The sequence below is a fragment of the Phenylobacterium ferrooxidans genome, from assembly GCF_042714595.1.
Classification (GTDB): domain Bacteria; phylum Pseudomonadota; class Alphaproteobacteria; order Caulobacterales; family Caulobacteraceae; genus Phenylobacterium; species Phenylobacterium ferrooxidans.
On sequence record NZ_JAOTJD010000016.1, the window covers coordinates 21,897 to 48,172 of the forward strand.

General features: G+C 68.1%; 22 protein-coding genes and 1 tRNA gene. 10 read left to right on the forward strand and 13 right to left on the reverse strand.

Translation table 11 applies throughout. From position 1 onward, the window contains the following. Nucleotides 1-60 precede the first annotated feature (60 nt). Nucleotides 61-2,283 (reverse strand): ergothioneine biosynthesis protein EgtB, encoded by a 2,223-nt coding sequence (gene egtB / locus OCL97_RS09910; RefSeq protein ID WP_377369772.1) that lies wholly within the window; start codon nt 2,281-2,283, stop codon nt 61-63. A 219-nt stretch (nt 2,284-2,502) separates the two neighbouring features. Here egtB and OCL97_RS09915 point away from each other — a divergent pair, with 219 nt between their 5' ends. Continuing rightward, nucleotides 2,503-3,042 (forward strand): sigma-70 family RNA polymerase sigma factor, encoded by a 540-nt coding sequence (locus OCL97_RS09915; RefSeq protein ID WP_377369774.1) that lies wholly within the window; start codon nt 2,503-2,505, stop codon nt 3,040-3,042. Nucleotide 3,043: 1 nt separating this feature from the next. Here OCL97_RS09915 and OCL97_RS09920 read toward each other — a convergent pair whose 3' ends face one another. Continuing rightward, a complete protein-coding gene (locus tag OCL97_RS09920) occupies nt 3,044-3,907 on the reverse strand; it encodes an alpha/beta fold hydrolase (RefSeq protein ID WP_377369776.1) in 864 nt (287 codons plus the stop codon). A 127-nt stretch (nt 3,908-4,034) separates the two neighbouring features. On the opposite strand from OCL97_RS09920, the gene OCL97_RS09925 reads away from it, so the two are divergent. Beyond that, nucleotides 4,035-5,654, forward strand: a complete 1,620-nt coding sequence (locus OCL97_RS09925) for a peptide ABC transporter substrate-binding protein (RefSeq protein WP_377369778.1) — start codon at nt 4,035-4,037, stop codon at nt 5,652-5,654. Between the two features lie 11 nt (nt 5,655-5,665). On the opposite strand, the gene OCL97_RS09930 is transcribed toward OCL97_RS09925, so the two are convergent. Further along, nucleotides 5,666-5,755: transfer RNA gene (locus OCL97_RS09930), tRNA-Ser, on the reverse strand. A gap of 176 nt (nt 5,756-5,931) precedes the next feature. Between OCL97_RS09930 and hfsE the strand changes: the two genes are divergently transcribed. The 4 genes from hfsE (at nt 5,932) to hfsH (ending at nt 10,681) form a co-directional block, all read left to right on the forward strand. Beyond that, complete coding sequence (gene hfsE / locus OCL97_RS09935; protein ID WP_377369780.1) at nt 5,932-7,485, forward strand: polysaccharide biosynthesis protein HfsE; 1,554 nt, start codon at nt 5,932-5,934, stop codon at nt 7,483-7,485. A 72-nt stretch (nt 7,486-7,557) separates the two neighbouring features. Further along, on the forward strand, nt 7,558-9,003 hold the full coding sequence (gene hfsF, locus OCL97_RS09940; protein WP_377369782.1) for a polysaccharide biosynthesis protein HfsF: 1,446 nt from the start codon (nt 7,558-7,560) through the stop codon (nt 9,001-9,003). Further along, a complete protein-coding gene (hfsG, locus tag OCL97_RS09945; RefSeq protein WP_377369784.1) occupies nt 9,000-9,917 on the forward strand; it encodes a polysaccharide biosynthesis protein HfsG in 918 nt (305 codons plus the stop codon). The genes hfsF and hfsG overlap by 4 nt, the downstream gene beginning before the upstream one ends. Further along, a complete protein-coding gene (gene hfsH / locus OCL97_RS09950) occupies nt 9,917-10,681 on the forward strand; it encodes an oligosaccharide deacetylase HfsH (protein ID WP_377369786.1) in 765 nt (254 codons plus the stop codon). Before hfsG ends, hfsH begins: the two co-directional genes overlap by 1 nt. On the opposite strand, the gene OCL97_RS09955 is transcribed toward hfsH, so the two are convergent. From OCL97_RS09955 to OCL97_RS09965, 3 genes are all read right to left on the reverse strand, one after another. Next, the gene (locus tag OCL97_RS09955) at nt 10,678-11,943 is read right to left on the reverse strand and encodes an O-antigen ligase family protein (protein WP_377369788.1); all 1,266 of its coding nucleotides are present in this window, start codon (nt 11,941-11,943) and stop codon (nt 10,678-10,680) included. The genes hfsH and OCL97_RS09955 overlap by 4 nt on opposite strands. Further along, nucleotides 11,940-12,641, reverse strand: coding sequence for a P-loop NTPase family protein (locus tag OCL97_RS09960; protein ID WP_377369790.1), 702 nt, complete (start codon nt 12,639-12,641; stop codon nt 11,940-11,942). Before OCL97_RS09960 ends, OCL97_RS09955 begins: the two co-directional genes overlap by 4 nt. 79 nt (nt 12,642-12,720) lie before the next feature. Then, nucleotides 12,721-14,100 carry a GumC family protein gene (locus tag OCL97_RS09965; protein WP_377369792.1) on the reverse strand — a complete coding sequence of 460 codons (1,380 nt, stop codon included), beginning with the start codon at nt 14,098-14,100 and terminating at the stop codon, nt 12,721-12,723. 294 nt (nt 14,101-14,394) lie between these two features. On the opposite strand from OCL97_RS09965, the gene OCL97_RS09970 reads away from it, so the two are divergent. After that, complete coding sequence (locus tag OCL97_RS09970; protein WP_304774323.1) at nt 14,395-15,102, forward strand: polysaccharide biosynthesis/export family protein; 708 nt, start codon at nt 14,395-14,397, stop codon at nt 15,100-15,102. Between the two features lie 52 nt (nt 15,103-15,154). Here OCL97_RS09970 and OCL97_RS09975 read toward each other — a convergent pair whose 3' ends face one another. Then, a complete protein-coding gene (locus tag OCL97_RS09975) occupies nt 15,155-15,424 on the reverse strand; it encodes a sel1 repeat family protein (RefSeq protein ID WP_304774321.1) in 270 nt (89 codons plus the stop codon). A 340-nt stretch (nt 15,425-15,764) separates the two neighbouring features. Here OCL97_RS09975 and OCL97_RS09980 point away from each other — a divergent pair, with 340 nt between their 5' ends. After that, nucleotides 15,765-16,259, forward strand: a complete 495-nt coding sequence (locus OCL97_RS09980; RefSeq protein WP_377369794.1) for a hypothetical protein — start codon at nt 15,765-15,767, stop codon at nt 16,257-16,259. A 120-nt stretch (nt 16,260-16,379) separates the two neighbouring features. Further along, a complete protein-coding gene (locus OCL97_RS09985) occupies nt 16,380-16,811 on the forward strand; it encodes an RcnB family protein (RefSeq protein ID WP_305337201.1) in 432 nt (143 codons plus the stop codon). A gap of 68 nt (nt 16,812-16,879) precedes the next feature. Here OCL97_RS09985 and gatB read toward each other — a convergent pair whose 3' ends face one another. Next, nucleotides 16,880-18,376, reverse strand: a complete 1,497-nt coding sequence (gatB, locus tag OCL97_RS09990) for an Asp-tRNA(Asn)/Glu-tRNA(Gln) amidotransferase subunit GatB (protein ID WP_304774315.1) — start codon at nt 18,374-18,376, stop codon at nt 16,880-16,882. Between the two features lie 109 nt (nt 18,377-18,485). Here gatB and OCL97_RS09995 point away from each other — a divergent pair, with 109 nt between their 5' ends. After that, entirely contained in the window at nt 18,486-18,791 is a 306-nt protein-coding gene (locus OCL97_RS09995) for a hypothetical protein (protein ID WP_377369797.1), read from the forward strand. A gap of 57 nt (nt 18,792-18,848) precedes the next feature. On the opposite strand, the gene gatA is transcribed toward OCL97_RS09995, so the two are convergent. From gatA to OCL97_RS10020, 5 genes are all read right to left on the reverse strand, one after another. Beyond that, on the reverse strand, nt 18,849-20,321 hold the full coding sequence (gatA, locus tag OCL97_RS10000; protein ID WP_377369799.1) for an Asp-tRNA(Asn)/Glu-tRNA(Gln) amidotransferase subunit GatA: 1,473 nt from the start codon (nt 20,319-20,321) through the stop codon (nt 18,849-18,851). A gap of 4 nt (nt 20,322-20,325) precedes the next feature. Further along, a complete protein-coding gene (gene gatC, locus OCL97_RS10005; RefSeq protein ID WP_305337204.1) occupies nt 20,326-20,613 on the reverse strand; it encodes an Asp-tRNA(Asn)/Glu-tRNA(Gln) amidotransferase subunit GatC in 288 nt (95 codons plus the stop codon). 79 nt (nt 20,614-20,692) lie between these two features. After that, nucleotides 20,693-22,954 carry an ATP-binding protein gene (locus OCL97_RS10010; RefSeq protein ID WP_377369801.1) on the reverse strand — a complete coding sequence of 754 codons (2,262 nt, stop codon included), beginning with the start codon at nt 22,952-22,954 and terminating at the stop codon, nt 20,693-20,695. 297 nt (nt 22,955-23,251) lie between these two features. Beyond that, nucleotides 23,252-24,106, reverse strand: a complete 855-nt coding sequence (locus OCL97_RS10015; protein WP_377369803.1) for a phosphotransferase — start codon at nt 24,104-24,106, stop codon at nt 23,252-23,254. A 273-nt stretch (nt 24,107-24,379) separates the two neighbouring features. Next, entirely contained in the window at nt 24,380-25,975 is a 1,596-nt protein-coding gene (locus tag OCL97_RS10020) for an AbgT family transporter (protein WP_377369805.1), read from the reverse strand. Nucleotides 25,976-26,276 lie beyond the last annotated feature (301 nt).

A 26,276-nucleotide genomic window follows, 5' to 3' on the forward strand; every position in this document is an offset into this window, starting at 1 on the left:
GGAGACTCGACGAGCTAAGCCACGGCCCCGATCTCTTCGGGGCCGTTTGCTTGTGCGCTGCTAGGCGCGGAGCAGAACCATGGCGAAGGCGGGCTCGGCGCTCTCCCACTGGCGCTCAAGGCGCCATCCGGCCGCCGCCGCCAGCTTGCCGAAACCTTCCACCGTGAACTTGTAGGAATTCTCGGTGTGCAGGCTCTCGCCGGCCGCGAAGTGGAACAGGCGGCCAGCGACGCGCACGGCCTGATCGCGCTTGCTGATCAGGTGCATCTCCATCCGGCTCTCCACCGCATTCCACACCGCGCGGTGCTGGAAGGCGGCAAGGTCGAAGTCGCCGCCGAGCTCCCGGTTGATGCGGGTGAGCAGGTTGAGATTGAAAGCGGCCGTCACGCCCTGGGCGTCGTCATAGGCCGCCACCAGAACGGCCTCGTCCTTCACGATGTCCATCCCCACCAGGAAGGCCGAGCCGTGGCCCAGCAGCCGCCTGGCGCTGGCGAGGAAGGTCACCGCCTCGTCCGGGCGGAAGTTGCCAATGGTGGAGCCGGGGAAGAAGCCCACGCTGGTCAGGCCGCTGACCTGCGCCGGGAGGCTGAGCGCCGTGGTGAAGTCGTCCACCAGGGGCGCCACCCGCAGGCCCGGGTAGTCGCGGCCGATCGCCTGGGCGGCGTCGTCCAGGGCTGACTTGCTGATGTCGATGGGAACGTAGGCGGCCAGCTGCGGGGCGGCGTCGAGCAACAGCCGGGTCTTGGTGCTGGCGCCGCTGCCGAACTCCACCAGGGCCGCGCCGGGCGGAATGGCGGTCGCCATCTCGCCGGCCTTCTCGCGCAGCAGGGCGGCCTCCGTGCGGGTCGGATAGTATTCCGGCAGGTCGCAGATCTCCTCGAACAGGCGCGACCCCTCGGCATCGTAAAAATACTTGGCCGGAATGGTCTTCTGCGGCCGTGCGAGACCCGCCAGGACATCGGCGGCGAAGCTGCTGTCGACCTCGGCGCGGGCGCGCGGCGCGCCGTCCCAGGCCAGGCGCAGCCCCGAGAACATCCAGCGTTTATCGGGGTGGAAGAAGTTGCGGTAGGTGGCCCGGGCATGGGCCGCCGGCGTCGCGTGACAGCCGCCGCGCAGCACCATCTGACCGCTCATGAACTTGCCGTTGTACTCCCCCACCGCGCCGGCCGCCGGGCTGAAGCCGGGATAGGGACAATAGGCGCTGCGGGTCCATTCCCAGACATCGCCGAACATCTGGCGCAGCCCTTCGCCGCCGGTGGCCGCGGCGGGGCCAAGCTGCCCCGAGCCCATGAAGTTGCCGGTCACCGGCAGGTCCGCGGCGGCGTGCTCCCACTCGGCTTCGGTGGGCAGGCGCGCACCGGCCCAGGTGGCATAAGCGTCGGCCTCGTAGAAGCTGATGTGGGTGACGGGCGCGTGGGGCGCGATGGCGCGGAGGCCCTGCAGGGTCATGGCCAGCCAGCCATGGTCGCCCCTCTGCCAGTAGAGCGGCGCCTTCCAGCCGGCCTCCCTGACCTGCGCCCAGCCCTCGGCCAGCCACAGCTCGGGCTTGGCGTAGCCGCCGTCGGCCATGAAGGCCAACCACTCGCCATTGGTCACCAGCCGGTCCGCCAGCTTGAAGGGGGCGACGAAGACCTGGTGACGCGGCCCCTCGTTGTCGAAGGCGAAGCCCGCGCCTGAGTGACCGATTTCCACCAGGCCGCCGTCAAAGTCGACCACGCTGGCCGGGCCGGGATCGCCGCTCACCGGCAGGGCCGTGGTGGGGGAATAGGCGGGCTTCAGCGGCGACTGGGCGAAGAGGTGCAGGATATCCATCAGGATCAACTCCTGATGCTGCTCCTCGTGGGCCAGGCCCAGGTCCAGCAGATCGGCGAGACCCTCGACGCCCGAGGACAGCAGGTGGTGCATGGCCTCGTCCACATGGGTGCGATAGGCCAGGACCTCATCGCGCGAAGGCCTCGTCAGCAGGCCGCGCTCGGGTCGCGGCTGACGGGCCCCCAGCGCCTCGTAATAGGAGTTGAACAGGTAGGCGTAACGCTCGTCGAAGGCGCGGTAGCCTGGCAGGTTCGGCTTCAACAGGAAGGTCTCGAAGAACCAGCTGGTATGGGCCAGGTGCCACTTGGCGGGACTGGCGTCTGGCATCGACTGGGCGGCCATGTCCTCCGGCGACAGGTGCCGCACGAGATCCTCGGTGGCCTGGCGGATACGATGATAGCGGGCCGCCGGCTGGCCCAAGGCGCTGCGAAGCGGTGCGGGCACAGGCCCTGCGTCGTCGGAATGCGCCATCGGATACTCCTGGAAACTGTGAGGCGCCCGACAGGCAAGGCGACGCCACGGCGAAACTCGGGCCTAAGTCGCAGAAACGCCCAACGCCGTTCTTCGTTCCATAAATTGGGTCTCGAGCCTGCAACCGCAAGTGGGAACAGATGGACTATGCCGGCGTTGGATCACCAACGAATGACGGCTGCGGTCGTCATCGAAACGCGGTGGGCGGACGAGGAACCCATGACCGGCGATGATGATTGGCGCGACGATGTCGCGCGCATGATCCCGGCGCTCCGGGCCTTTGCATGGTCCCTTTGCCGCAACGGGTCAGACGCCGATGATCTGGTGCAGGACACCCTGATCAAGGCCTGGTCCAATCGCGACAAGTTCGAGCCCGGCACCAACCTGAGGGCCTGGCTGTTCACGATCCTGCGCAACACATACTACACTCAGATCGTCCGCCGTCGGCGGGAGGTGCGCGATGAGCTGGGCGAATATGCCGGGGCCTTGAAAACGCCGCCGACGCAGGACTGGAGCGTGGCCATGCACGCCATGCAGGACGCCTTGCAGCACTTGCCCGCCGAACACCGCGAGGCCCTTATCCTGGTGGGCGCCGCCGGCCTTTCCTACGAAGAGGCCGCCGATATCTGTGGCTGCGCGGTGGGCACAATCAAGAGCCGGGTGAACCGCGCCCGGGCCCGGCTGCTGAAGATCATGGACGCCGACGATCCCTCCGACGTCATGGCCCATGAGACCATGGTGGCGGCCAACCGGGCCTAGATCAGCCCACCGTCTTGCGCAGCCACGCCAGCAGGTCGGCCACCACCTCGTCCCGGTTGGTCTCGTTCAGCATCTCGTGGCGCCCGCCCTCATAGACCTTCACCTCCAGGCGGGTGAGGCCCGCGTCGCGGTAGCGGTTCACCAGGGGATGCAGCAGTTCCAGGTCCCGGTTGATGGGGTCCTTGTCCCCTACGAAGATGTAGAGCGGCAGGTCCTTGGGGATCTTGGCGATTTCGGCGGGGTCGCGCAGGCGCGCGCCGACCCGGGCGAAGCTGTCGGCGGCGCTGGGCTGTCGGGAGAAGCCGCACAGCGGGTCGGCGATGTACTTGTCCACCTCGGCGTCGTCGCGCGACAGCCAGTCATAGGGCGTGCGCGGCTTGGGACCGTCAGCGTTCATCTCGTCCAGTTTCTTCGCCGGGCCCGCGCGGTCACCAAAGGCGGCGGTGCCCGACAGCACCATGCCGTCCAGCTTGCCGGCATGGTCGAAGGCGTAGGCCTGGGAGAAGAACGAACCCAGGCTATGTCCCAGCAGGATCAGCGGCAGGCCGGGATTCTCGGCGCGGGCCAGATCGGTCAGGCGCGCTAGATCCTCCACCACCAGTTCCGCGCCGTTCTCGCCGAAGTCGCCCAGCGCCTCCTTGGAGGGCGCGGTGTAGCCGTGTCCGCGATGGTCGTCGGCATAGAGGACGAAACCGTCGGCCATGATCGGGATCAGGGGCTCGGGGTAGCGGCGGGCGTGCTCGCCCATCCCATGGGCGATCTGCAGGACCGCGCGCGGGGCGACCGTCTCGTCGGCCCAGCGAAAGCCGGCGATGGAGGCGCCGTCCGCGCCGTCAAACCGGAACTGCTTCTCGGAATAGCTCATGATCCCTCCGTACGCTCTGGCGGCGCGATGGGTCCGACATAGCGCGCGGCAGCGGCGATGCACGCGGTTTTTGCCCGCCGCGCGGCCAAGCCTCGACAGGGCGGACGGGCGGTGGGACGACTAGGCCATGGCGTTTAAGAGTCTAAGTCCCGTCCTGCTCGCCGGCCTCGGCGCCGCGGCGTTCGTCCTGGCCGGATGCCAGGCCAAGGTGAGCCGCCCCCCCTGCCCGGCGGGTGAGGTCTGCCTGGCCTATGGCAGCAGCCAGGAGCCGGGGTCCCTGGACCCGCAGACCTCAAACCTGGTGGACGAGTTCACCATCATCGCCGACCTGATCTTCGGCCTGACCACCGACTCGCCGGAGGGAACCCCGATCCCGGCCATGGCCACCTCTTGGGAGACCAGCCCCGACGGCCTGACCTGGACCTTCCATCTGCGCGACGCCAAGTGGTCGGACGGAGTCCCGGTCACCGCTGACGACTTCGTCTTCGCCTATCGCCGCATCCTCGATCCGAAGACCGCCTCGATCTACGCCTACCTGATCTACCTGCTGAAGAACGGTCAGGCGGTGAACGAGGGCACGGCGCCGCTGAGCGCCGTCGGCGCGCGGGCCCTCGACGCCCGGACGCTCGAACTGACCCTGGAGCATCCGGCCCCCTACCTGCCCGAACTGCTGAAGCACCAGAGCTTCTTCCCCGTGCCCAAGCATGCGGTGGAAAAGTGGGGCGACGGCTGGGTGAAGCCCGGCCGGTATGTCAGCAACGGCCCCTACAGGCTGACGCGCTGGGCGCTGGGCGACCACATCGAGGTGGTGAAGAATCCGCACTTCTACGACGCGGCGAACGTCTGCGTGGATCGCATCCACTATTTCCCGACCCCTGACTCCGTGATGGCCGAACGGCGTGTCCAGCGCGGCGAGCTGGATGTGAACACCTCGTTCCAGTCCAACCGCTTCACCCGCCTGAAGGAGACCATGCCCGACTTCGTGCGGGCCAAGAACTCGCTGGCCACCGCCTACCTGTCCTTCAACACCCGCGACATCCCGGCCTTCCGCGACATCCGCGTGCGCCGCGCCCTGTCGCAATCCGTCGACCGGGAGTTCATCACCGGCAAGCTGATGCGGGCCGGGCAGTTGCCCGCCTATGGCTTCGTCCCGCCAGGAACCGCCGGCTACGCCCAAGGGGCCCGAACTGTCTGGGCCGGCAAGCCGCTGGCGGCGCGCCAGGCCGAGGCCAGGCAGTTGCTCAAGGCCGCCGGCCACGGGCCGGACAACCCCCTCAGCTTTGAACTGAAGATCGCCAACAGCCCCGACACCATCCTGCTGGCCAGCGCCGTCCAGGCCGATTGGGCAGCCATCGGGGTGGACGCCCGGATCGTGCAGAACGAGGGCCAGATCGCCTTCGCCGCCTATCGCAACCGCGACTTCGGGATCGGAGCCATGAGCTGGTACGCCGACTTCAACGACCCGGTCACCTTCCTGGGCCTGCTGAAATCCGACACCGGCGGGCAGAACTATGGGGACTACAAGAACCCGACCTATGACGCCCTGCTGGACGCCGCCGACCGCGAGCCGGACGCCGTCAAACGGGCCGACATCCTGCGGCGGGCCGAGCAGGCGGCGCTGAACGACGAAGCCCTGATCCCCATCTACTACGTCGTGAACCGCAACCTGGTGAGCCCGAAGATCACCGGTTGGGTGGACAATGTCGGCAACTTCCACCGGGCGCGGTGGCTGTGCCTCAAGAAGTAGGGCGAGGGTCTTGGCGGTGACGCAGGGATTCGAACCCTGGATACGCTTTCACGTATGACGATTTAGCAAACCGTTGCCTTAAGCCACTCGGCCACGTCACCATCAAGGGCGGGACCGATAGCTGTTTCGAATGCGGCTGGCAATCAAGGTCGAAAGGTTTCGTCCGGGCAGCGCCGAAAGCACGCGGTTCGGGGAACGCGCCACCCCGTTAACCCGACGATCAGACCCCTGCGGCACATTGCAGCTTCCCATCTGTGTGTCCGCGGCGCCTCCTCCCATGTCTTCCGTCGTCCAGTTTCAGCGCAAGGAAAGCCAGACCCCCGGCCCTGAGTCGCCAGCGCGCGAGGCCGAACCCCGGGTGATGGCGTCAGACCTGCCGCACGCCGAGCGCGGTGCGACCGAGGACCGGCGGGGTCCCTTCCGGCCCCAAGCCCTGATCCCCACCCGCGCCCGCCTGCAGGGCCGCGTGGTGGCGCGCATGTTCCAAGCCGGCGACGTCGTCATGCTGGTGGCGACTGGCGTGATCGCCCACGCCATCGGCGCGGTAGGGGTGGCCGGCCTGTCGGCAGCCTGCGCCGGCGCGCTCACCGTCCTGCTCAGCCTGTCGATCTTCCGCGCCTATGGCTTTAATCGCCGCGAAGAGCTTGCCTTCCACCTGACGCGCGTGACCGGGGCCTTCGCGGTGGGCGCGGGGGCCGCCTTCGCCCTGCTGCTGCCCTTCGTGCCCATGGCGGCGCTGGGCCACGCCATGGCCATTTGGGCCCCTGCGGCCTTCGCGGCGACCTATGCGCTGCACATCGTCTGGTGGCTCTGCGTGCGCCGTTGGCGGGCCAGCGGCCGCCTGACCCCCAACATCGTCGTGGTGGGCGCCACGGGCGCCGCCGAGCGCCTGATCGTCGCGACCCTGCTGAGCCGCGAGGCCAATATCCTCGGCGTTTTCGACGACCGCGCGGCCCGCAGCCCCGCGGGCATCCGAGGGGTGCCGGTGCTGGGTGACACCAACGCCCTGCTGGCCCACCGGATCATGCCCTATGTGGACCGGATCGTGATCACGGTGCCGTCCCAGGCCCGCGCGCGGGTCGGCCAGATGATCGAGCGCCTGGGCGTCCTGCCCAACGAGGTCAGCCTGTTGCTGGACGGCGAGGACGCCGCCCACGAAGCGGCGGCCATCAGCCGGATCGCCGATGTGCCGCTGGCCCACATCTCCGGCGCGCCGATGGACGAGCGCCGGGCGATCGTCAAGCGCGCCCAGGACCTGCTGATCGGTCTGGCGGCCCTGACCGTCGCCGCCCCCGTCATGCTGCTGGTGGCCATGGCCATCAAGCTGGATAGCCCTGGCCCGGCCCTGTTCCGCCAGCGCCGCCACGGCTTCAACAACGAGGAGATCGTGGTCTGGAAGTTCCGCTCCATGCGGGTCCAGTCCGCGCCCCAGACCAAGGTCCGCCAGACCCAGGCCGACGACGACCGCGTCACCCGGGTGGGACGCTTTATCCGCAAGACCTCGCTGGACGAGCTGCCGCAGATCTTCAACGTGCTGACCGGGGAAATGTCCCTGGTGGGCCCGCGTCCCCACCCGGTGGGCATGATGACCGGCGACATCGAATCCGCGCGCCTGGTGGCCGAGTACGCCCACCGCCACCGCATGAAGCCCGGCATGACCGGCTGGGCGGCCATCCATGGCTCGCGCGGTCCGGTGGACACCCCCGAGTTGGTCAAGCGCCGGGTGGCCCTGGATGTCGAATATATCGAGCGCCAGTCTCTCCTGCTCGACCTCTACATCATCGTCATGACCCTCCCCTGCCTGCTGGGCGATCGCGAAAACATCCGCTGAGGCCAACGGGCTTAACCGTTTGAAACCGCCTGGTCGGGCACACTGGGCCTATCGGTCGAAGAGGTTGTGGCGATGTTCTGGCGCGGGGTGATCGGCTACCTGCCCGTCAATGTGGTGCAAGGCGTCGTCGGCCTGCTGACCATCGTGGCCTTCACCCGCCTGCTGAGCCCGGCCCAGTTCGGCGACTACGCCCTGGGCCTCTCCGTCATGGCCCTGGTTCACACCGCGGTCTTCACCTGGAACGAAGCGGCCATGGCCCGCTTCTGGGCTGGGGAATCCGTGCGTGACGGCGGGGCGGACCATACGGCCACCGTCTATCGCGCCTGGCTCCTGCTGCTGGCGGCGCTGCCCGTGGCCGCGATCGTCGCCATCGCCCTGCCGATGACCCCGGGCCTGAAGCTGGCGGTGTTGGCGGGCCTGGCCACCGTGGCGCCGCGCACCTTCGTCAAGATCGCCCAGGAGCGCCGCCGCGCCGCTGGAGAGGTGAAGGGCGCCGCCCTGCTGGACATGGGCCAGACCCTTGGCGGCTTCCTGCTGGGGGCGGCCTTCGCCCTCGCGGGCCTGGGGGGGGCCGCGCCCCTGGTCGGGATGGCCCTGGCGTCCCTGGCCTGCCTACCCTTCATTGTCGCCAGCGAACACCGCCAGCAGGCGGGCGGACGCGTGGAGCGCCAGCGCATCGGCGGTTACGCCGCCTATGGCGTGCCGGTCGCCCTCTCGCTGATCCTGGCCCTGGTATTGTCGTCCACCGACCGATTCCTGCTGTCGGCCTTCCTCGATGAGAGCGCGGTGGGCGTCTACCACGCCGGCTACAGCCTCGCGAACCGCAGCCTGGACGTCGTCTTCATCTGGCTGGGCGCCGCGGGAGGGCCCGCCCTGATCATGGCCCTGGAGCGCGGGGGTCGTCCCGCCCTGGCCGTGGCGGCCCGCGAGCAGGCCCAGTTCATGCTGTTGCTCACCGTACCGGCGGCCACGGGTCTGGCCCTGGTGGCCCAGCCCCTGGCCCAGCTGATGATCGGCGAGGACCTCGCCCTCGGCGCAGGGCGTGTCACCCCCTGGATCGCCTTCTCCGGCCTGCTGGCGGGCCTGACCACCTACTACTTTCACCAGGCCTTCACCCTGGGCCGCAAGACCGGCTTCCTGCTGGTCGCGATGGCGGTTCCGGCGGCGGCCAATGTCGTGCTCAACCTGATCCTTATCCCGCGCTTTGGCCTCGACGGCGCCCTGTGGTCCACTCCGGCGAGCTATGGCCTGGGTCTGCTGGCCTCCGCCCTGCTGGGCCGTCGGAGCGTCAACCTGCCGATCCCCTGGCTGACCCTGCTTCAGGCCGTCGGCGCCAGCGCGCTCATGGCCTTGGCCGTCAGTCGCATCCCAGCCTATGGCGGCCTGCTGGAACTGGCCCTGAAGGCCACCGCCGGCGCCGCGGTCTATGTCGCGGTGATCGCCCTGATCGACGCCGGCGCCCTGCGCAGCCGCGGCCGTGACGCCCTTCGCACCTTCCGCGCCCGGAGCGCCGCATGACCGAAGCTGTGTTCGACAACCCCCTCTGGTCGAAGGGCCGTCCAGCCCTCTCCATCCTGACCCCCTTCAAGGGCGATGATCCGACGCCCCTGCTGGCGGCCCTGGCCCGGGAGTCGGCGAACGCCGAACTGGTGATCCTCGACGACGGCAGCAATGACCCTGAGCTGGCGGCGCGGGTGGAGACCGCCGTCGCCGCCCTTCCCTTCCCGGCACGCTTCATCCGGCTGGCGAAAAACGAGGGCCGCTCCAAGGGTCGCAACCGCCTGGTGTCCCACGCGCGCGCCGGCCATTACCTGTTCCTGGACAGCGACATGCTGCCCGACACACCGACCTTTATCGCCACCTGGCTTAGCCTCATCGCCGCCGAGAACCCGGCCGTCGCCTTCGGGGGCTTCTCCCTGGATCAGGCGCCGCCGCGTCCCGACCACGCGCTGCACCGGGCCATGGCCGGTCAGTCCGACTGCCAGCCGGCCGCCCAGCGGGCCCTGATGCCCGAGAAGATCTTCACCTCCAACCTGCTGGTCCGGGCCGATGTGTTCGCCGGCGAGTCCTTTGACGAGGGCTTCGCCGGCTGGGGCTGGGAGGATGTGGAATGGGGGATGCGGGTCGCCAGCCGCTGGCCGATTCTGCACGTGGAGAACACCGCCACCCACCTGGGCCTCGACACCGCCAGCACGCTTGCCGACAAGTACGAGCAGTCGGCCGGCAATTTCGCCCGGGTCGTGGCCAGCCATCACGCGGCCATCAGCCGCTATCCCAGCTACAAGGTGGCCAGGGTTCTCAAGCGCGCGCCGCTGCGCAAGCTTTGGCGGCCGATGCTGAAGGCCTACGCCCTCACCGAGGCCGCGCCCATCCGATCTCGGGCCTTCGCCATGCGGCTCTACCGTGCGGCCCTCTACGCCGAGGCCGTCTGATGGGAAACTATGCCGAGGCCTACTCCGCCGACCGGTCCCTGAAGGGCAAGCTTCGCCGGCGGCTGATGCGGCTGATCAACACGCGCCCCCTGGCGACGGCGCCCGCCAAGCCCATGGTGTCCTTCACCTTCGACGACGCCCCGCTGACCTCGGCGGTGGCGGGCGCCGCCCTGCTCGAAACGCGTGGGCTGGCCGGCACCTACTATGTGTCGGCCGGACTGGCCGGGACCCAGGCTCCCATGGGAGTCTGCGCGGATCCGGTGGACTATCAACGCCTGGCCAGGGCAGGCCACGAGATCGCCTGCCACACCTATTCCCACCTCGATTGTGGCCAGGCCTCAGGGGCTGCGGCCCTGGCCGACGTGGCCCGCAACGCCGAGGCCGTGTCCAGCTGGAACGTGAGCGAGATGGTGAGCTTCGCCTATCCCTACGGCGACGTCGCGGGGGGGGCGAAAGGCGCCCTGGCCAAGCGGTTCTCCACCCTGCGGGCCCTGCATCATGGGCTGGTCGAGAAGGGGACAGACCTCAACCAGCTGCCCGCCGTGGGGATCGAAGGGCCCGGGGGCGAGACGGTGGCGAGGAAGTGGCTGGCCCAGGCCAAGGCTAGGTCCGCATGGCTTATCCTCTATACCCACGATGTCCGTCCCGCCCCCTCCCCCTGGGGCTGCACGCCCGAGGTCCTCGCGCGGCTGCTGGATCAGGCGGTCGCCGACGGCTTCGACGTGGTGACGGTCCGCGAGGGCGCTCGGCGTCTCGGGATCTAGGTTCTGACCTCGCGGTCAGGCCAGCAGAGTTTCACCGCCAAGGCCACGAAGATCACCCAGCGGAAGTCGTTGTAGAGCACCGCGACACTCTCGGTCAGCGACGTCACGCCGTAGACGATGAGGAACGGCAGGGCGAGATAGGCGCCCTTGTCCCGGAACACCGCCACCACCGCCAGCACGAAGGTCTGCAGAAAGCAGAGGGCCCAGGCCGCAAGGCCGAAGACGCCGATGCTCAGCCACTGCTCGATCCAGCTGTTGTGGGAATGGTGCGGCTTCCAGCCGGCCTCCTTGACGATCTTGGGCAGCGGACCCCAACGGCTGGTGTCGTCCCAGACCGCGCCGTAGCCATAGCCGGTCCAAGGGCGCTTCTCGATCTGGTGGATGGCGGCGGCCCATACCTCGGTCCGGCCGGTGAGGGTTGCGTCCTTGCCCAGGGCCTTGAACAGGACGTCGGAGGCGAAGATGGCCACGGACATAACCATCACCAGGGCCAGGACGGCCAGCCACGAGGTGGCCACCCCGATCGCCGGGCCGCGTCGCACAAGGGCCACGAACATCAACCCCGCGACGGCCATCATCACCGACACCAGCGAGGTCTTGGAGGTGGACATGACCACGAGCAAAACCGCCAGGGCGGCGAAGGGCCACCAGATCTTGGCCCGGTCCGGGTTGAGCATGGCCGCGGCAGCCAGGACGGCGAAGCCCAGGGTCATGATGCCGCCGTGCGCGTTCTTGTCCGCCCACAGCCCGCGCCAGGCGCCCGGAAACAGCTCGTGCATCACCCCGATGGAGGGGACCGCCAGGGCCATCAGGAAGGCCGCGACGGTCAGGATCGCGAAGGCGGTGGCGAACACCTCGGCCAGTTCCGACCAGCGGAATCGCGACGCCATCACGACGCCGGCCAGGGTCGTGGCGTAGACGGCCACCACCCGACGCACCGTCAGGTCCGGAGCCGTGGACCACAAGACCGACAATCCGACGACCACCATCAACATGATCAGGAAAGGGGTTCGAATCACCGCGCTCACGGCGCTGAGCGGCGTAAGGGCCAGCAGGACCAGGGCCGCCCCATAGGCCGGCAGATAGGCAAGTCGGATCAGGCTGTCGAAGGTCTTGGAGCCCGCGTCGCCGCGCAGGGGAAAGACCCAGCCCTCGCTAAAAATTAGCATGATGAAGACGCAGGCGGCGAAGATCGCCAGCCGCCACAGGTCCACCTGCGGTCTCCCGCTGACCTCGGCGCCGGGCCAGGTCGCCTGGGTCACGGCAGGATGGCCTTCAGGAAGCCCGGCTGGGTCACCGTGACGCGGTTGAAGAAGATGCCAGCCACCGTGCCCCCGGCCGCGGTGATGGCGTCGCGAAGCTGAGCCGGGGCGCGGACATCGGCCTCGTCAGCGGCAACGACCAGGACCGTCTGGTCCATGAAGGGGGCGACGGTCAGCGCCGCCTGGGACCGTTCCGGGGAAGGGCAGTCGACGATGATCACGTCGGCATAGCGGCGCAGCGCGGTCCAGTAGTCCCCGGTGGGCAGGATGTGGACACCCTGACGGCCCTTGAGCCCCTCGCGGCGGAATCGGGTCACCCACCACCGGGCGGACCCGACCCGGTGGGCCGACAGATAGCGCGCATCAGGCCAGGGCTGGCCGTCGGGCCCGTGGGCCGCGGGCTGCACGGTAAAGAAGATCGAGCCGTCCGGACTGGCGGCGGCGGGCTCGCCCAGGGCGCCGTAGCGCTCAGCCTCGTCGCGGACAGCCAGGTATTGCGGCGAGGCCAGAAGGTCGAGGTCCACCAGCCACACCGACCGACCGGCGCGCTTGGCGGCGAACCAGGCAAGTTCGCGCGCCACCGTGGACGTACCCTCCCCGCGGCGCGCGGCCACGACCTGGATCACCCGCGCGCGGCCTGCGGCCGGCGCGCCCAGTGACGCCCACAGGTCGGCCATCTCGGCGTTCAGGTCCACCATCCCTCGAATCGATACACGCGTAAGGCTTCCAAACTACCGCAGTTCAAGGCGAACGGACCGCGTCCGTTCCGTAACGCTCCTAGTGAGCCTTCATCGGCGCGGTGGCGAGCACCGGCAGGTCGAGGGTCCGGGAGGCCGATTGGGCGGTGGGCAGGCCCGGCCGCAGGAGCATCCGCAGCAGCCCGGCGCAGAGCGCGGTGAAGGCGGCGAACAGGAAAGCCAGGACGATCACCGGCTTCTTCAGGCTCTTGCCCTTGGTTGGCGCCACGGCGCGACTGACGATGCGGATATTGTCGTTGGTGGTCGAGGCGATCTCGCTGGCCGCGCGGCTCTGTTCTTCCTTGACGGTGAAGTCGCGGACATTGGCCTGCAGGACATCGCGATCCAGGGACAGGGCCTGGAACTTCGGTTCCAGCTCGGCCAGGCGCAGACGACGCTCGGTGAGCTGGTTGACCTGCCCGGCTAGCGCGGCCTGGGACTGCCTCAGGGCCGCCACCTCGGCGGTGAGCTGGATTTTCTCGGTCTGGATGGTCTGGTAGACCGGATTGATGCCGATCCGCCTGGCGCCGTCCGCCTGGGTGCGGCCGGCCGCGATGCCGGCCTCCAGCTGGGCGATCTGAGCGTCGAGCTCCTGTACGGGCCGCGCGTCGTTCTTGTAGCGCGACAGCAGGTCTTCGCGCTGCAGCTTCAGCGTCACCAGCTTGTCGCCCACCGCGCTGGAGACGTCGCGATAGAGGCCCACCTCCTGTGACAGCTGGCCGAGCTGGGAATCCAGCATGGCCAGGCGCCCCATGCGGTCCTGCAGCTGGGCGTCGGTCTGGTACTTCTGCTGCTCGATCTGCTGTTGGAGCTGGCCGAGGGAGGCCTTCTCGGCCACGAAGTCGCCGATGCGGTTGTTGTTCAGGAAGGCCTCATAGGCCGTATCGGCCTGGATCAACCGCTGCTGGAAAGCCTCCCTCTGCCGCGCCAGGGCCGGCGAGGTAGGGTCGATGAGCACCGAGCGGCGGTAGATCAGGTACTCCTCGAGGAGCGTATTGAGCACCAGCGCGGCGGTTTCGGGATTCTCATGGGTGAAGCTGACCCGGATGATCGGAGTGTCCGGCGCTGTTTCGATCTTGGTGTTGGTGTCCAGGGCGCGCAAGGCCGAGCCCATGATCATCTTCTTCTCGAAGGCGGTGGCCGCGGCGTACTTGACCGCCATCTTAGGATAGATGCGCGCTAGGCCGAGCCTGTCGATCAACCGCTGCTTGAGGGCCGCGGACCCGAGGATTTCGGTTTCAGACTGGATCAGGGCGTCGGCCTCGGGCACCGCGCCGCGGGCCGCGTCGCCCGACAAGGGCTCGTAGACATATTCCTGACCAAGACGGACCAGCACGCTGGCGTTGGCCGGATAGCTGGTTTTCATCGTGAAGGCGGCCGCCGCCCCCAGGACAAAGATGATCGCGAACACGGCGAGCATCAGATAGCGTTCCCGCCACAGTAGGGGGCCGAAGTCGGAGACGGCATAGCGTGGCCGCCCGGCCCAGTCGGTCCGGATCGGCTGATCGTGCGGTCTGATTGTCCAAGCCCCTGGCGCGGCCATGCGATTCCGACTGTTCTAGCCCTACGGAGGGACCGTGGCGGGGGACGATTAACGTTCCATTACCCATTGTCGTTAAGGTTTGCGGTCATGCGTCCCAGCCCGAAATTCGCCCTCCTCCTGATGGCCTGCGCGAGCCTCGCGCTCAGCGCTTGCAGCGCCCGGCTCCCGCGCATGGACCTGCTCGGACGGATCGACGAGCCAGAGAGCCGCGAGGCGCGCCGGGATCGGGAGGCGCGGGAGGACGGCGGCGGCTTCAACAACATTCCCTATGCGACCTGGAGCGACTACGAGCCGCCCTATCGTTTCTATCCGGGCGACGAGATCGAGGTCGCCCTTCCCTCCGCCCCGGAGTTGAACAAGACCGTTACGGTGCAGCCCGACGGGCGCATCTCCCTGCCCCTGATCCCGGCGGTCATGGCCGCGGACCGGACCGTGCCTGAACTGCAAGGGTCACTGTCACAGGCCTATGCCAGCCTGCTGCTGCGGCCGGCGGTGGACGTGACCCCCAAGGCCGCGCCCCTGAAGGTGTTCGTCGGTGGCGAGGTGGGCAATCCCGGGATCTTCGACATGGCGGGCGACGCCGACGCCCTGCGCGCGGTGATCCAGGCCGGCGACTTCAAGGTGACGGCGGCTCGGGACGACGTGATCATCCTGCGGCGCGGGCCCGACGGGCGGGGCATGATGCGGACGGTCAAGCTGGGCAAGGGCCTTCGAAATCCGAACGCGGACCTGGCGCCCCTGCGCCGGTTCGACATCGTCTACGTGCCGCGCAGCGGCGTGGCCAACGCCGCCCTGTTCGTTCAGCAGTACTTCCGCGACCTGTCGCCGATCCAGTTCGGATTCAGCTACGCGCTCGGCGCGCAGGCGGCCGGCCAATAGTCACGGTCAACGACGCCGGCGGGCGCCGGCGTCGAACGGCTCTCATGGCGTCTTAGCCGTGGGCCAGCCACTCACGCGCCTGGCGCTGGGCTTCGGCGACCTCATCGGAGGCCATCTCCTGGCTCAGTTCCTTGCGGTAGATCTTGGCTTCCATCGACCCGCGCATGGCGGCCAGGTTGAACAGCATGTGGGCCGAGACATAGTCCAGCGGCGCACCGCCCTGACCGGTCGAGTACAACAGGCCCATGCGGAACAGTTCGTCCCCGGAGGCTTCGGCGGTCGGCAGCGGCAGGCCGCCTTCCGGTTCCACGCTCGTAAGCATGACTAAATTCCCTCTCCTGACCGGCCATCCCCCATTCTGAGGGCGTGTCTCCGATCTTCACGGCACCAGAGAAGTCGATAGCGACTAAACATATGGTTAAACTGAAAGACTGCGTTGTTCGGCCGCACATCAACGCAGCATTCGCGGGCGTTACTCGCGAGGAAACCTCCACTGTTCGCTGCATACCCAAATTGGGCGCCTTCGCCGCCGGTTACCGCCGGGCGCGAGCCTTCATCGCCCTCCGCGCGAAGTGAGCTTACAGCCGCGCTTAGATTGCGTAGCCCTGCGAAACACACCCCTTGGCTGCGCGCCCGGGGCGGTTCGACCGGGAGAGATCGGCGTGAAGCGTTTTGGTTTGAGCATGACCGCCCTGGCGGCGATTTCCGGTGGCCTGGCGATGTCCGCCGCGGCCCAGGCCCAGTCCTGGGATTCCCGCTCCAGTTCGAGCTATTCCCGTCAGAGCCGCGAGGAATACTGCGATTGCTATGACTACGGCGCGCGCCGCGACAACTACCCGCACGACGAGCGCAGCCACGGATATCATGGCGGGCATCAGGACAACCGCCAAGGTTATGCTCCGCCACCGCCTGTGGGCGGCGCTTACTACGCCCCCGCCGGCGGCGGACAGAACAACATGGGCTACTTCGAGCAGTACGAGCCGGGCCGCAGCACCTTCCGGCCCGGCCTGATCCTGCCGCCCTACTTCCGCGGCTACATGGTCACCGACAACCGACTGGCCCGTAAGCGGGGCTATGCCTGGTACCGGGTCGGCAACGAATACATCCTGGCCAGCACCTCCTCCGGCGAGGTCCAGCGGATCGTCACCTTCCCCTGAACCGTGGCCCGCGCGCGGGCGTTCCTCGCAGGTCGCGTTCAGCCCCGGTTCAGGCGGATCGGGACATGGTAAATATCGAGGGATGTTCGCCCGTATGGGCGTGGTGAAGGAGACGTCGACGTGAAGCGTCTGATCTTGAGCCTGGCCGCCGTCGCGGCCGTTGCGGGCCCCATGGCCGCCACCGCCACAACGGCCCAGGCGCAGGGCTACTACCGCGATCATCGTGACCGCAGAGACTATCGCGGTCCTGACCGCTACGACCGCCGCGACTGGGATCGTGGCCGTCACAACGGCTACTATTATGGCGACCGCTGGAACTACGGTCCGCCGCCCCAGGCCTATTACGGCAACCCCTACTACCGCCCGGGCTATAGCCAGTGGCGGCGTGGGGCGCCGCTGCCGGCCTACTACCGCGGCTATCCGATGTACGACTACGGCCGCTATCGCCTGCGCCAGCCCCCGCGCGGCTACGCCTGGTACCGCGCCGGCAATGACTATGTGCTGGCGGCCATCGCCACCGGCATCATCTTCGAGATCATCAACAACAACTAGCCCGGCCTCGGCCTGGCCTCAGAAGGCCCCGGAGCTCAGGCTCCGGGGTCTTTCTCATATAGCCGGCGCTATTCGAGGCCGAGCTTCGCCTTGAGCAGTTGGTTGACCGTGCCCGGATTGGCCTTGCCTCCGGTGGCCTTCATCACCTGGCCCACGAACCAGCCAACGGCCTGGGGCTTTTCGACCACCGCGGCCGCCTGGCCCGGATTGGCGGCGATCAGGTCTTCGATGATCTTCTCCAGGGCGCCGGTGTCGGAGACCTGCTGCAGGCCCTGCTTCTCGACGATGGCGCGCGCGCCGCCCTCGCCAGCCCACATGCGGTCGAAGACGTCCTTGGCGATCTTGGAGGAGATGACCCCCTCCTCGATCAGGGCCACCAGCTCGGCGATGTCGGCGGGCTTCAGCGGGCTGTCCTCGATGTCCTGACCAGACCCGGTCAGCCGGGCGGCCAGCTCGTTGGTCACCCAGTTGGAGGTCAGCTTGGCGTCGCGGCCCTTGGCGGCCTCCTCGAAGAAGTCAGCCCGCGCCTGCTCGGTGATCAGCACGCCGGCGTCATAGGCCGAAAGGCCATACTGGCTTTGCAGGCGCGCCTTCTTGGCGTCCGGCAGTTCCGGCAGGGAGTCCTCGATCCGCTTGACCCAGGCCGGGTCGAGAACCAGAGGCAGGAGATCGGGGTCGGGGAAGTAGCGATAGTCGTGCGCCTCTTCCTTCGAACGCATCGAGCGGGTCTCGATCTTGCTGGGATCAAACAGCCGGGTCTCCTGGACCACCTTGCCGCCATCCTCGATGATCTCGATCTGGCGGCGGGCCTCGTACTCGATAGCCTGCTGGATGTAGCGGTAGGAATTGACGTTCTTGATTTCGCAGCGCGTGCCCAGGTGGCTGAAGTCGCCGGTCTCGCGGAACTTCTCGTAGGCGCCGGGGCGGCAGACCGAGACGTTGACGTCGGCGCGCAGGTTGCCCTTCTCCATGTCGCCGTCGCAGGTGCCGAGATAGACCAGGATGGTGCGGACCTTCTTCACATAGGCCGCGGCCTCGGCCGACGAGCGCATGTCGGGCTTGGAGACGATCTCCATCAGGGCGGTGCCGGCGCGGTTCAGGTCGACATAGGTGGCGTTCGGGTCCTGGTCGTGCAGCGACTTGCCCGCGTCCTGCTCCAGGTGCAGGCGTTCGATGCGCACGGTGAAGGTGGAGCCGTCGTCGTGTTCGACGATGACCTCGCCCTCCCCCACGACGGGGTCCTTGAACTGGCTGATCTGATAGCCTTGCGGCAGGTCGGGATAGAAGTAGTTCTTGCGGTCGAAGCTGGAGCGCAGATTGATCTGGGCCTTCAGGCCAAGACCGGTCTTCACCGCCTGCTCGACGCAGAAGCGGTTGATCACTGGCAGCATGCCCGGCATGGCGGCGTCCACGAGGCTCACCTGCTCGTTGGGGCCGGCGCCGAAGCCGACCGCCGCGCCGGAGAACAGCTTGGCCTTGGACGCCACCTGGGCGTGGATCTCCAGCCCGAGAACCATTTCCCACGAGCCTGTGCGGCCCACGATCAGCTTGGAGGTGTCAGTCATGACGCTTTCCTAAACCGGGCGACGCGCCAACGAAAGCACCTTGCGCGGGCAGCGATTTTGCAGCTTTGCTGACAGCGTAAAAACACCCCCTCGGGGAAGGGAACCCACCATGAAGAAGACCCTCGCCGCCGGCCTCGTCGGCCTGTCGCTTTCGTTCGGCCTGATGGCCGCCGCTCCGGCCATGGCGCAAGCCGCCGCCGCGCTTTCCACCGACTCCACGCCGATCGAAACCCTGGTGGCCAACCCGGCCGCCAAGGCGGTCCTGGAAAAGAACATCCCGGGCATCAGCACCCATGAAGCCTATGACCAGTTCAAGGCCATGACGCTGACCCAGGTCGCCCCGATGAGCCAGGGCGCCGTGACCGACGAGATCATCAAGAAGGTTCAGGCCGACCTGGACGCCCTGCCGAAGTAGGCAGGTTTCTGAACTAGATCAGGGGGCCCCCGCCGGCGACGGCGGGGGCCTTTTTTGTCACCACCAGCGGGTGGGCTTGGCGCGGAAATCCGCAGCCTTTTCAAGGGCTCCGCCGAGGGAGAACAGGGTTCCCTCGTCCAGCGCCTTGCCGATCAGCTGCAGGCCGAGGGGCAGGCCCTTGTGGTCGAGGCCGGCCGGGATGCTCATGCCGGGCAGGCCCGCCAGGTTCACCGTCACCGTGAAGATGTCGTTGAGGTACATGGCCACGGGATCGTCGGCGTTCTCGCCAAGGGCGAAGGCGGCGGACGGCGCGGTGGGGGTCAGCAGGGCGTCGACCTTCTGGAAGGCCTGGTCGAAATCGTCGGCGATGCGGCGCCGCACCTTGAGCGCCTTGACGTAGTAGGCATCGTAATAGCCGGCCGAGAGCACATAGGTGCCGATCATGATGCGGCGCTTGACCTCGGTCCCGAAGCCCGCGGCGCGGGTCTTCTCATAGGTCTCGGTGAGGTTGGCGCCGTCGACCCGCAGGCCGTAGCGCATGCCGTCATAGCGGGCGAGGTTCGAGGACGCCTCGGCGGGCGCCACGATGTAATAGGCCGGCAGGGCGTATTTGGTGTGGGGCAAGGAGACCTCGACGATCTCGCAGCCGGCGTCCTTCAGCCAGGCGATGCCCTGTTCCCAGAGCTTCTCGATCTCGGCGGGCATGCCGTCGACGCGGTATTCCTTGGGAATGCCGATCCGCAGCCCCTTGACCGACTTGCCGACAAAGCTCGGGAAATCAGGGACTTCGATGTCCAGGCTGGTCGAGTCCTTGGCGTCGTGGCCGGACATGGACTTGAGCAGGATGGCGGCGTCTTCCACCGTCTTGGCGATGGGGCCGGCCTGGTCCAGGGACGAGGCGAAGGCCACCACGCCCCAGCGCGAGCAACGGCCATAAGTCGGCTTGATCCCGACGGTGCCGGTGAAGGCGGCGGGCTGGCGGATGCTGCCACCGGTGTCAGTGGCCGTGGCCCCCAGGCAGAGGTCGGCGGCGACGGCCGTGGCCGACCCGCCCGACGAGCCGCCGGGGGTCAGCTTGGCGTTTGAACCCTCGGCGCGCCAGGGATTGACCACCGGCCCGAAGGCGCTGGTTTCGTTGGACGAGCCCATGGCGAACTCATCCAGGTTGAGCTTGCCCAGCATCACCGCCCCGTCGCGCCACAACTGGCTGGTGATGGTGGATTCGTAGGTGGGGATGAAGTTGCCCAGGATATTGGAGCAGGCGGTGGTGCGCACGCCTTCGGTGCAGAACAGGTCCTTGATACCGAGCGGCGCGCCGTCCAGGGCGCCGGCCTCGCCCTTGGCCCGGCGGGCGTCGGAGGCGGCGGCCATGTCGAGGGCCTTCTCGGGCGTCTCGAGGATGTAGGCGTTCAGCGGCCGGGCGGCGGCGACGGCGTCGACGTGGGCCTGGGTCAGCTCGACCGAGGAGAAGGACTTGTCGGCGAGGCCCGCCAGCGCGGCCTTGAGGGTCAGGGAGGTCAGGTTGGACATGATCTTACTCGACCACCTTGGGGACGACGAAGAAGCCGCCCACGGTCCTGGGGGCGTTGGAGAGCACCCGGGCGGAGTCGCCGCCTTCGCTGACCACGTCGTCGCGCATCGGGGCGGCCACGGCGACGGCGGAGGTCATCGGCTCCACGCCGTCGGTGTCGACCTCGGACAGCTGCTCGATCCAGGCCAGGATGCCGCTGAGCTCCTTGGCCAGCGGTTCGATGCGGTCTTCGGGCTCGGCGATGCGGGCCAGTCTGGCGACCTTTCGGACGGTCGCCGCGTCGATGGCCATGGGGGCCTCCTGATTGTTCGACGCAGGGGTTAGCCGTGCGGCCCCGCCTTTGACAAGCGATCCCTGTGCGGAAGTCGTCTCAGGCGGCCTGGGCGGCGGGCTCGGAGGCGCCGTCGAGGGCGGCCTCGATGGCGGCGAACAGCTTCTCGGCCTCGATGGGCTTGGCCACGACGCCGCTCATGCCGACGGCGAGATACTCGGCCACCTGCTCGGCCATGACGTTGGCGGTGACCGCCACGATGGGGGTGGGCGCCGCGCCGCGCTCGGCCTCGCCCTGGCGGATGGCCCGGGTGGCCTCGACCCCACCCATCTCGGGCATCTGGATATCCATCAGCACCAGGTCGAAACCGCCGGCCGCGAACAGCTCGGCGGCCTCGCGCCCGTTCTCGGCGATGGTGATATCGACGCCGAAGGGCTCCAGCAGGGAGGTCAGGATCAGCTGGTTGGTCTTGTTGTCCTCGGCCGCCAGGACGCGCAGCGGCGGGGCGTCGGCGTCGGGCTCCAGGTCGGCTGTGGCCTCGCGAGCGGGCGTGGCGGCGGCCCGCCTCTCCAGCGGAACCTCCAGGGTGAAGACAGAGCCCCTGCCCTCCTGGCTGGCGGCGGTGATCCGCCCCCCCATCACGGCGGACATCTCGCGGGCGACGGAAAGACCCAGGCCGGCGCCGCCGGTGGCCCGCGTGGCCGAGGCGTCCACCTGGCTGAAGGCCTCGAAGACCTCCTCGATCCACTTGGCCGGGATGCCGACACCGGTGTCAGCGACCCGGAACCGGACGATCGCGTCCGCGTGGTCCACAGCCACGGTGACCCCGCCGGCCGGGGTGAACTTCACGGCGTTGGAGACCAGGTTGGCCAGCACCTGGGCCAGACGCCCGGCGTCGCCGCGCCAGCGGCCCTGGCTCTCGGCGGCCACGGCGATGTCGAAGCTGAGCCCCTTGGCCGCGGCCGCCGCCATCTCGGCCTTGCAGGCCTTGCGAACCACGGCGGCGAGGTCGAAGTCGGCGACCTCCAGGGTGGCCTTGTCGGGCTTGGAGATCTCCAGAACGCTGTTGAGGATCTTCAGCAGGGCCTCGCCGGACTCGCGGATCACCGTCAGGCGCTGGGCGTGGGCGGCGTCGGCGGGTTCGCGCGCCATGATCTGCGCCATGCCCAGGATGCCGTTCAGGGGGGTGCGGATCTCATGGCTTATGTTGGAGAGGAATTCGCTCTTGGCGCGGTTGGCGGCCTGCGCCCTCTCGGTCGAGAGCTTCAAGGCGCGTTCGCGTTCGCGGATTCCCTGGGCCATGGCGTTGAAGCTGCGCTCCAGGGAGCCGATCTCGTCGGTTCCGGCGGCCTCGACCTGAACGTCCTGCCCGCGCTCCAGCCGTTCGGCGGCGTCCCGCAGGGCCAGCAGGGGCCGGGTGACGTTGCGGGCGAGCGCCCAGCTGCCGGCGGCGATCACGCCGACCCCCAGCAAGGCCAACAGCAGCATGGCGCCCAGCAGCCAGTTGTAGGGCTCCAGCGCGCGGGCCAGCGGATAGCGCAGCAGCAGAACCACCCGGTCCTGGGCGATGGCGGTCAGGGGCTTGATCACCGCCACGGCTGGGCCGATGCGGGTGACAGCGGCCTGGCGCTCGGATTTCGGCGCGTCGAGGAAGGCGCCCACCGCCTCCAGCTCGGCGGTGGAAACCGCCCAGGTGTTGGCCTTCCAGCCGCCGTCGACGCCGCGCACCAGGACCACCGGCTGCAGGGGGATGGCGGAGAGCTGCTCCAGGGCCTTCATCTCGGCCTGGTCCAGGCGGACAGCGAACACCACCCAGCCGCTGAGCATGGGGGTCAGGATGGGGGCGGAGACCGCCTCATAGGGGACGCCAGCCATGACGAAGACGCCCGAGGCGGTGTCCCGGGCGGCGATGGCTTGCAGCACGGCGTCCCTGGGACGGGCCCGCGACGTGCTGGAGGCGGTGAGCACCCGGCCGTCCAGTCCCACGACGAAGGCCGCGTCGATCCCCAGCCGGGCGCGCAGGTTGTCCAGGGCTGACTGGATGGTGGCCGCGTCCTGGGTGGCCACGGCGGCGCGGAAGCCGAAGTCGCGGGCCAGGACATTGGCGCCGCTCTCCAGCTCGCGGGAGCGCAGAGCCCAGATGCGGTCGAAGACCAGGCCGCTGACCGCCAGCTCGTCGCGGACGATGCGCTCGGCGTTGCGGGCGACGGCGGCATAGACCGCCGAGAGGATGACGAAGAGGATGGCCACGAACAGCCCCGCATAGAGCACGGTCAGCTTGGTGCGCAGGTGCGTGAAGCGGGGCGCGCGCAGGCTGGCGCCGCGCTGGAGCATCCCGGCCAGGTTCGGAAGCTTCGGCATTCCTGTCGGTCATCCCCGGAGGTGGCGACCGCCACCTGACGTGGAGCAATGACTAGCCGAGAGATTCTAAGGTCGGGTGAACACCGTTCGGGCGGGGTGCGGCAGGACGTCGCGGCTCGGCGAGCGGCCCCTGCAATCCGGTCATCGAATTACGGTGACAGTGCACTAAATTCAGCGACCTCGGCCTACCTGCGAAGGCAGGGATTTGAGTGCACCGTCACCGTAATTCTGAGCGCGGCTCGCGACGGGCTGCATACTAATTAAATGCACTGTCACCGTAATCCGCACCGTAATCCGTCAGCCACGCCCCTCAAGTTGCCGAGCCATGGCCTGGAGCGACGGCCATGGCGGGCCCTCGCGCAGGGTGTCGATGAAGTGGTCGGCCCACTGTCGGCCATTCGGGAACTCGTCGTCGGCGTCCCACCGCCACGCCGCGACCATCGCGAGAACCAGGGCGCGGCAGTCGCTCAGCAACGCCTGATCAACGCCCGGATAATGCTCGGGGACCGCCTCAGGCACGTGGGCCAGGTCGAACTCGATCGGCCCGAAACAACAGGTCTCAAGGTCGATGAAGAGTGGGCCGATCTTTGTGCTGAGCAGGTTGCCGGGGTGCGGTTCGCCGTGAAGCAACTGCTCGGCTGCGCCGCGACCGACAATCGTCGCCGTGAGGCTATGCAACATGTCGCTGAGAAGGCGCCGGTCGGCGTCGGCGAGCTCCGGGGTTCGGTCCCGGTTCGCCACGAGGTCCTGGGCTTCGGCGACCCGGTCGGTGAAATGCGGCGCTGCGATCTCGACGGTCCGCATGCCGGCGTGCAGACGCCGGAGCGCATCCGCATAGTCGGCCGGCGCGAGGTCCGGCGCGAGGTCCGGCGCCACGGGCGTGTAGTAGGTCCAGAGCGTGATCGCAAAGCCGTCGCGCTCGTAGACGCGCGGCGGAACCCTGGGATCAAGAGCCGCAGCAGGACACCCGGCCTCGGCGAGCCGCCCGGCCAGCCCAATCTCGAACTGCGCCACTTGCCCTGTCATGGGCGCGACCCGGGCGAAGGCGTCACAGGGCTGCAGACGCAGGGCCAGCTTGTTGGAGTTGTGAAGAACGACCGCGTTGTCGGTCTCGAGGCCAAGCGCCCTGGCGATCGAGAGGGCCGCAGCCACCGCACGCTGGAGTTCAGGGACCTGCAAGGGGTGCTCGCTTTGCGCTCAAGGACGGCCCACCGAGCGAAACACGAATTACGGTGACAGGAATTACGGTGACAGTGCACCAAATTCAGCGACCTCGGCCTAGCTGCGAAGGCAGGGATATGAGTGCACCGTCACCGTAATTCTGAGCGCGGCTCGCGACGAGCTGCATACTAATTAATGCACTGTCACCGTAATTCGTCACCGTAATTCCCAGCGTCACCCTAGTCCTGGACGGGCCGCGCGTGGTCAGCGCCCGGGCGGCGTGTAGTACACCTGGGCTCCGGGGCCGAGTGGGAGATCGAGGAGCACCCATCCGGCGGTCATGGCGATCCCGGCGATCATGAAGCCCAGGGCGTAGGGCAGCATCAGCGCGAGCAGCGAACCGACCCCGACAGTGTTGTCCCACCGCCTGGCGAAGGCGAGGATGAGCGGGAAGTAGCTCATCAAGGGGGTCATGATGTTGGTGTAGCTGTCCCCCATCCGATAGGCGGCCGTCGTCATCTCCGGGCTGACGCCTAGAAGCATGAACATGGGCACGACCACGGGGGAGAGCGCGCTCCACTTGGCCGAGGCTGAGCCGATGAACAGGTCCAGGAAGGAGGAGAGCAGCAGCACGCAGACCAGCAGGACCGCCGGCGACAGGGCCATGCCCTGCAGGGCCGCCGCGCCGTTGATCGCGAGGATGGGCCCGATGCCCGACCAGTTGAACATGGCGACAAAGTGCGCCGCGAAGAACACGAAGACGAGATACGGGGCCATGGTCCGAACCCCATGCTGCATCATCTCCATGACGTCGTCGGCGCCCTTCACGGCGCCCACGGCACGGCCGAACGCGGCGCCCGTCAGGAGAAACAGCAGGAAGAAGCCGGCGATCAAGGACGCGTACAGCGGCTGTAGACGGGCCGGGCCTGTGGCCGCCTCATCGATGAAGGGTGTGTAGCCCGGCCAAAGCGCCAGGGCCGCGAAGCCGCACGTGAGCAGCAGGGCCACAAGGCCGGCGTGGCGTAGTCCCTTTCGCTCTTCCGCCGTGATCCCCGCCTTGTCGAGATCGGCACGGAGTTCCTCATCGACGACCCCGCCCCACGGGCCGAGGCGCGGCTCGATAACCCGGTCGGTGAGGAACCAGATGATGGGGGTGAACACGCCGACGATCGCGAGAATGTAGTACCAGTTGCCGAGCGGGTTCATGGTCCAGTCCGGCTGGACAATCCGGGCGGCTTCCTGGGTGAAGCCCAGGAGCAGGACGTCGATCTGCCCCGGCACGACGTTTCCGGCGTAGCCTCCCGACACCGCGGCGAAGGCGGCCGCCAGACCGGCCAGCGGATGGCGTCCCGCAACGGCGAAGACGATCGCGGCCAAGGGAATGAAGACCACATAGGCGGCGTCCGACGCATGGTGGGACACCATGCCGATCAGCGCCAGGATGGGCGTGAGCAGGGCCTTGTGGGCGTTGCCGAGCGAGGCGCGGATCAACGCCGAGAACAGCCCGGACCGCTCGGCCACGGCGGCGCCCAGCATGATCGTCAGCACGAGACCGAGCGGCGCGAAACTGGCGTAGGTGCGCGGCATCTCGGTGAACAGACGCGCGATGTTCTCCTCGGAGAACAGGTTGGTCGCCCGGTAGGTCAGCACGCCATTGGCGAGTTCGGCGTAAGCCGGCGCCTTGTCGCCGCTGTAGGCGAGTGAAGCCTCCCAGCCCTGGCTCGCGCCGAACCAGGAGAGCAACATCAATAGGCCGATAAGATAGAGGAAGAGGACGGTCGGGTCCGGCAGCCGGTTGCCCACGCGCTCGATCATGCCCAGGAAGCCGCGCTGTGGGCGCCCGGAGGTGTGGCCGGTCATGAGAGTCAGCGCTCCGGTGCTTGCGGCAAGTTGCAGTTGAGCTGCGCTCGGGCCGGAACGGACGACGCTTCCCCGCTCGCGAGTCTACCCAAGTGTTAAGGCTGAAGCTAGACTGCGCCACGACCGCAGGCGCGCCACATCGTTCTGTGCCGCCAAGAAGGGATCCGAAGGGCGCCGGAACAGGCCTCGGCGGACGGGCCCGGCCGGATCTCCGCGATCAATCGGGACCTTGGCGGCCTCGACATCGGGGTGGGCCCTGGCGCAGGCGAAGGCCAGCGCCGGGGGATGACGCTCGGCGATG

What these genes read in the sequence shown, in the direction of transcription:
- hfsE (WP_377369780.1), top strand. Translation starts at nt 5,932, where the DNA reads ATGTCTTCCGTCGTCCAGTTTCAGCGCAAGGAAAGCCAGACCCCCGGC.
- gatA (WP_377369799.1), bottom strand. Translation starts at nt 20,321, where the DNA reads ATGTCCAACCTGACCTCCCTGACCCTCAAGGCCGCGCTGGCGGGCCTC.
- hfsH (WP_377369786.1), top strand. Translation starts at nt 9,917, where the DNA reads ATGGGAAACTATGCCGAGGCCTACTCCGCCGACCGGTCCCTGAAGGGC.
- OCL97_RS09960 (WP_377369790.1), bottom strand. Translation starts at nt 12,641, where the DNA reads ATGGTGGACCTGAACGCCGAGATGGCCGACCTGTGGGCGTCACTGGGC.
- hfsG (WP_377369784.1), top strand. Translation starts at nt 9,000, where the DNA reads ATGACCGAAGCTGTGTTCGACAACCCCCTCTGGTCGAAGGGCCGTCCA.
- OCL97_RS09965 (WP_377369792.1), bottom strand. Translation starts at nt 14,100, where the DNA reads ATGCTCGCCGTGTTCGCGATCATCTTTGTCCTGGGGGCGGCGGCCGCC.
- OCL97_RS09920 (WP_377369776.1), bottom strand. Translation starts at nt 3,907, where the DNA reads ATGAGCTATTCCGAGAAGCAGTTCCGGTTTGACGGCGCGGACGGCGCC.
- OCL97_RS09975 (WP_304774321.1), bottom strand. Translation starts at nt 15,424, where the DNA reads ATGCTTACGAGCGTGGAACCGGAAGGCGGCCTGCCGCTGCCGACCGCC.
- OCL97_RS09995 (WP_377369797.1), top strand. Translation starts at nt 18,486, where the DNA reads ATGAAGAAGACCCTCGCCGCCGGCCTCGTCGGCCTGTCGCTTTCGTTC.
- gatC (WP_305337204.1), bottom strand. Translation starts at nt 20,613, where the DNA reads ATGGCCATCGACGCGGCGACCGTCCGAAAGGTCGCCAGACTGGCCCGC.
- OCL97_RS09925 (WP_377369778.1), top strand. Translation starts at nt 4,035, where the DNA reads ATGGCGTTTAAGAGTCTAAGTCCCGTCCTGCTCGCCGGCCTCGGCGCC.
- hfsF (WP_377369782.1), top strand. Translation starts at nt 7,558, where the DNA reads ATGTTCTGGCGCGGGGTGATCGGCTACCTGCCCGTCAATGTGGTGCAA.
- OCL97_RS09970 (WP_304774323.1), top strand. Translation starts at nt 14,395, where the DNA reads ATGGACCTGCTCGGACGGATCGACGAGCCAGAGAGCCGCGAGGCGCGC.
- OCL97_RS10010 (WP_377369801.1), bottom strand. Translation starts at nt 22,954, where the DNA reads ATGCCGAAGCTTCCGAACCTGGCCGGGATGCTCCAGCGCGGCGCCAGC.
- OCL97_RS10020 (WP_377369805.1), bottom strand. Translation starts at nt 25,975, where the DNA reads ATGACCGGCCACACCTCCGGGCGCCCACAGCGCGGCTTCCTGGGCATG.
- egtB (WP_377369772.1), bottom strand. Translation starts at nt 2,283, where the DNA reads ATGGCGCATTCCGACGACGCAGGGCCTGTGCCCGCACCGCTTCGCAGC.
- gatB (WP_304774315.1), bottom strand. Translation starts at nt 18,376, where the DNA reads ATGACTGACACCTCCAAGCTGATCGTGGGCCGCACAGGCTCGTGGGAA.
- OCL97_RS09915 (WP_377369774.1), top strand. Translation starts at nt 2,503, where the DNA reads ATGACCGGCGATGATGATTGGCGCGACGATGTCGCGCGCATGATCCCG.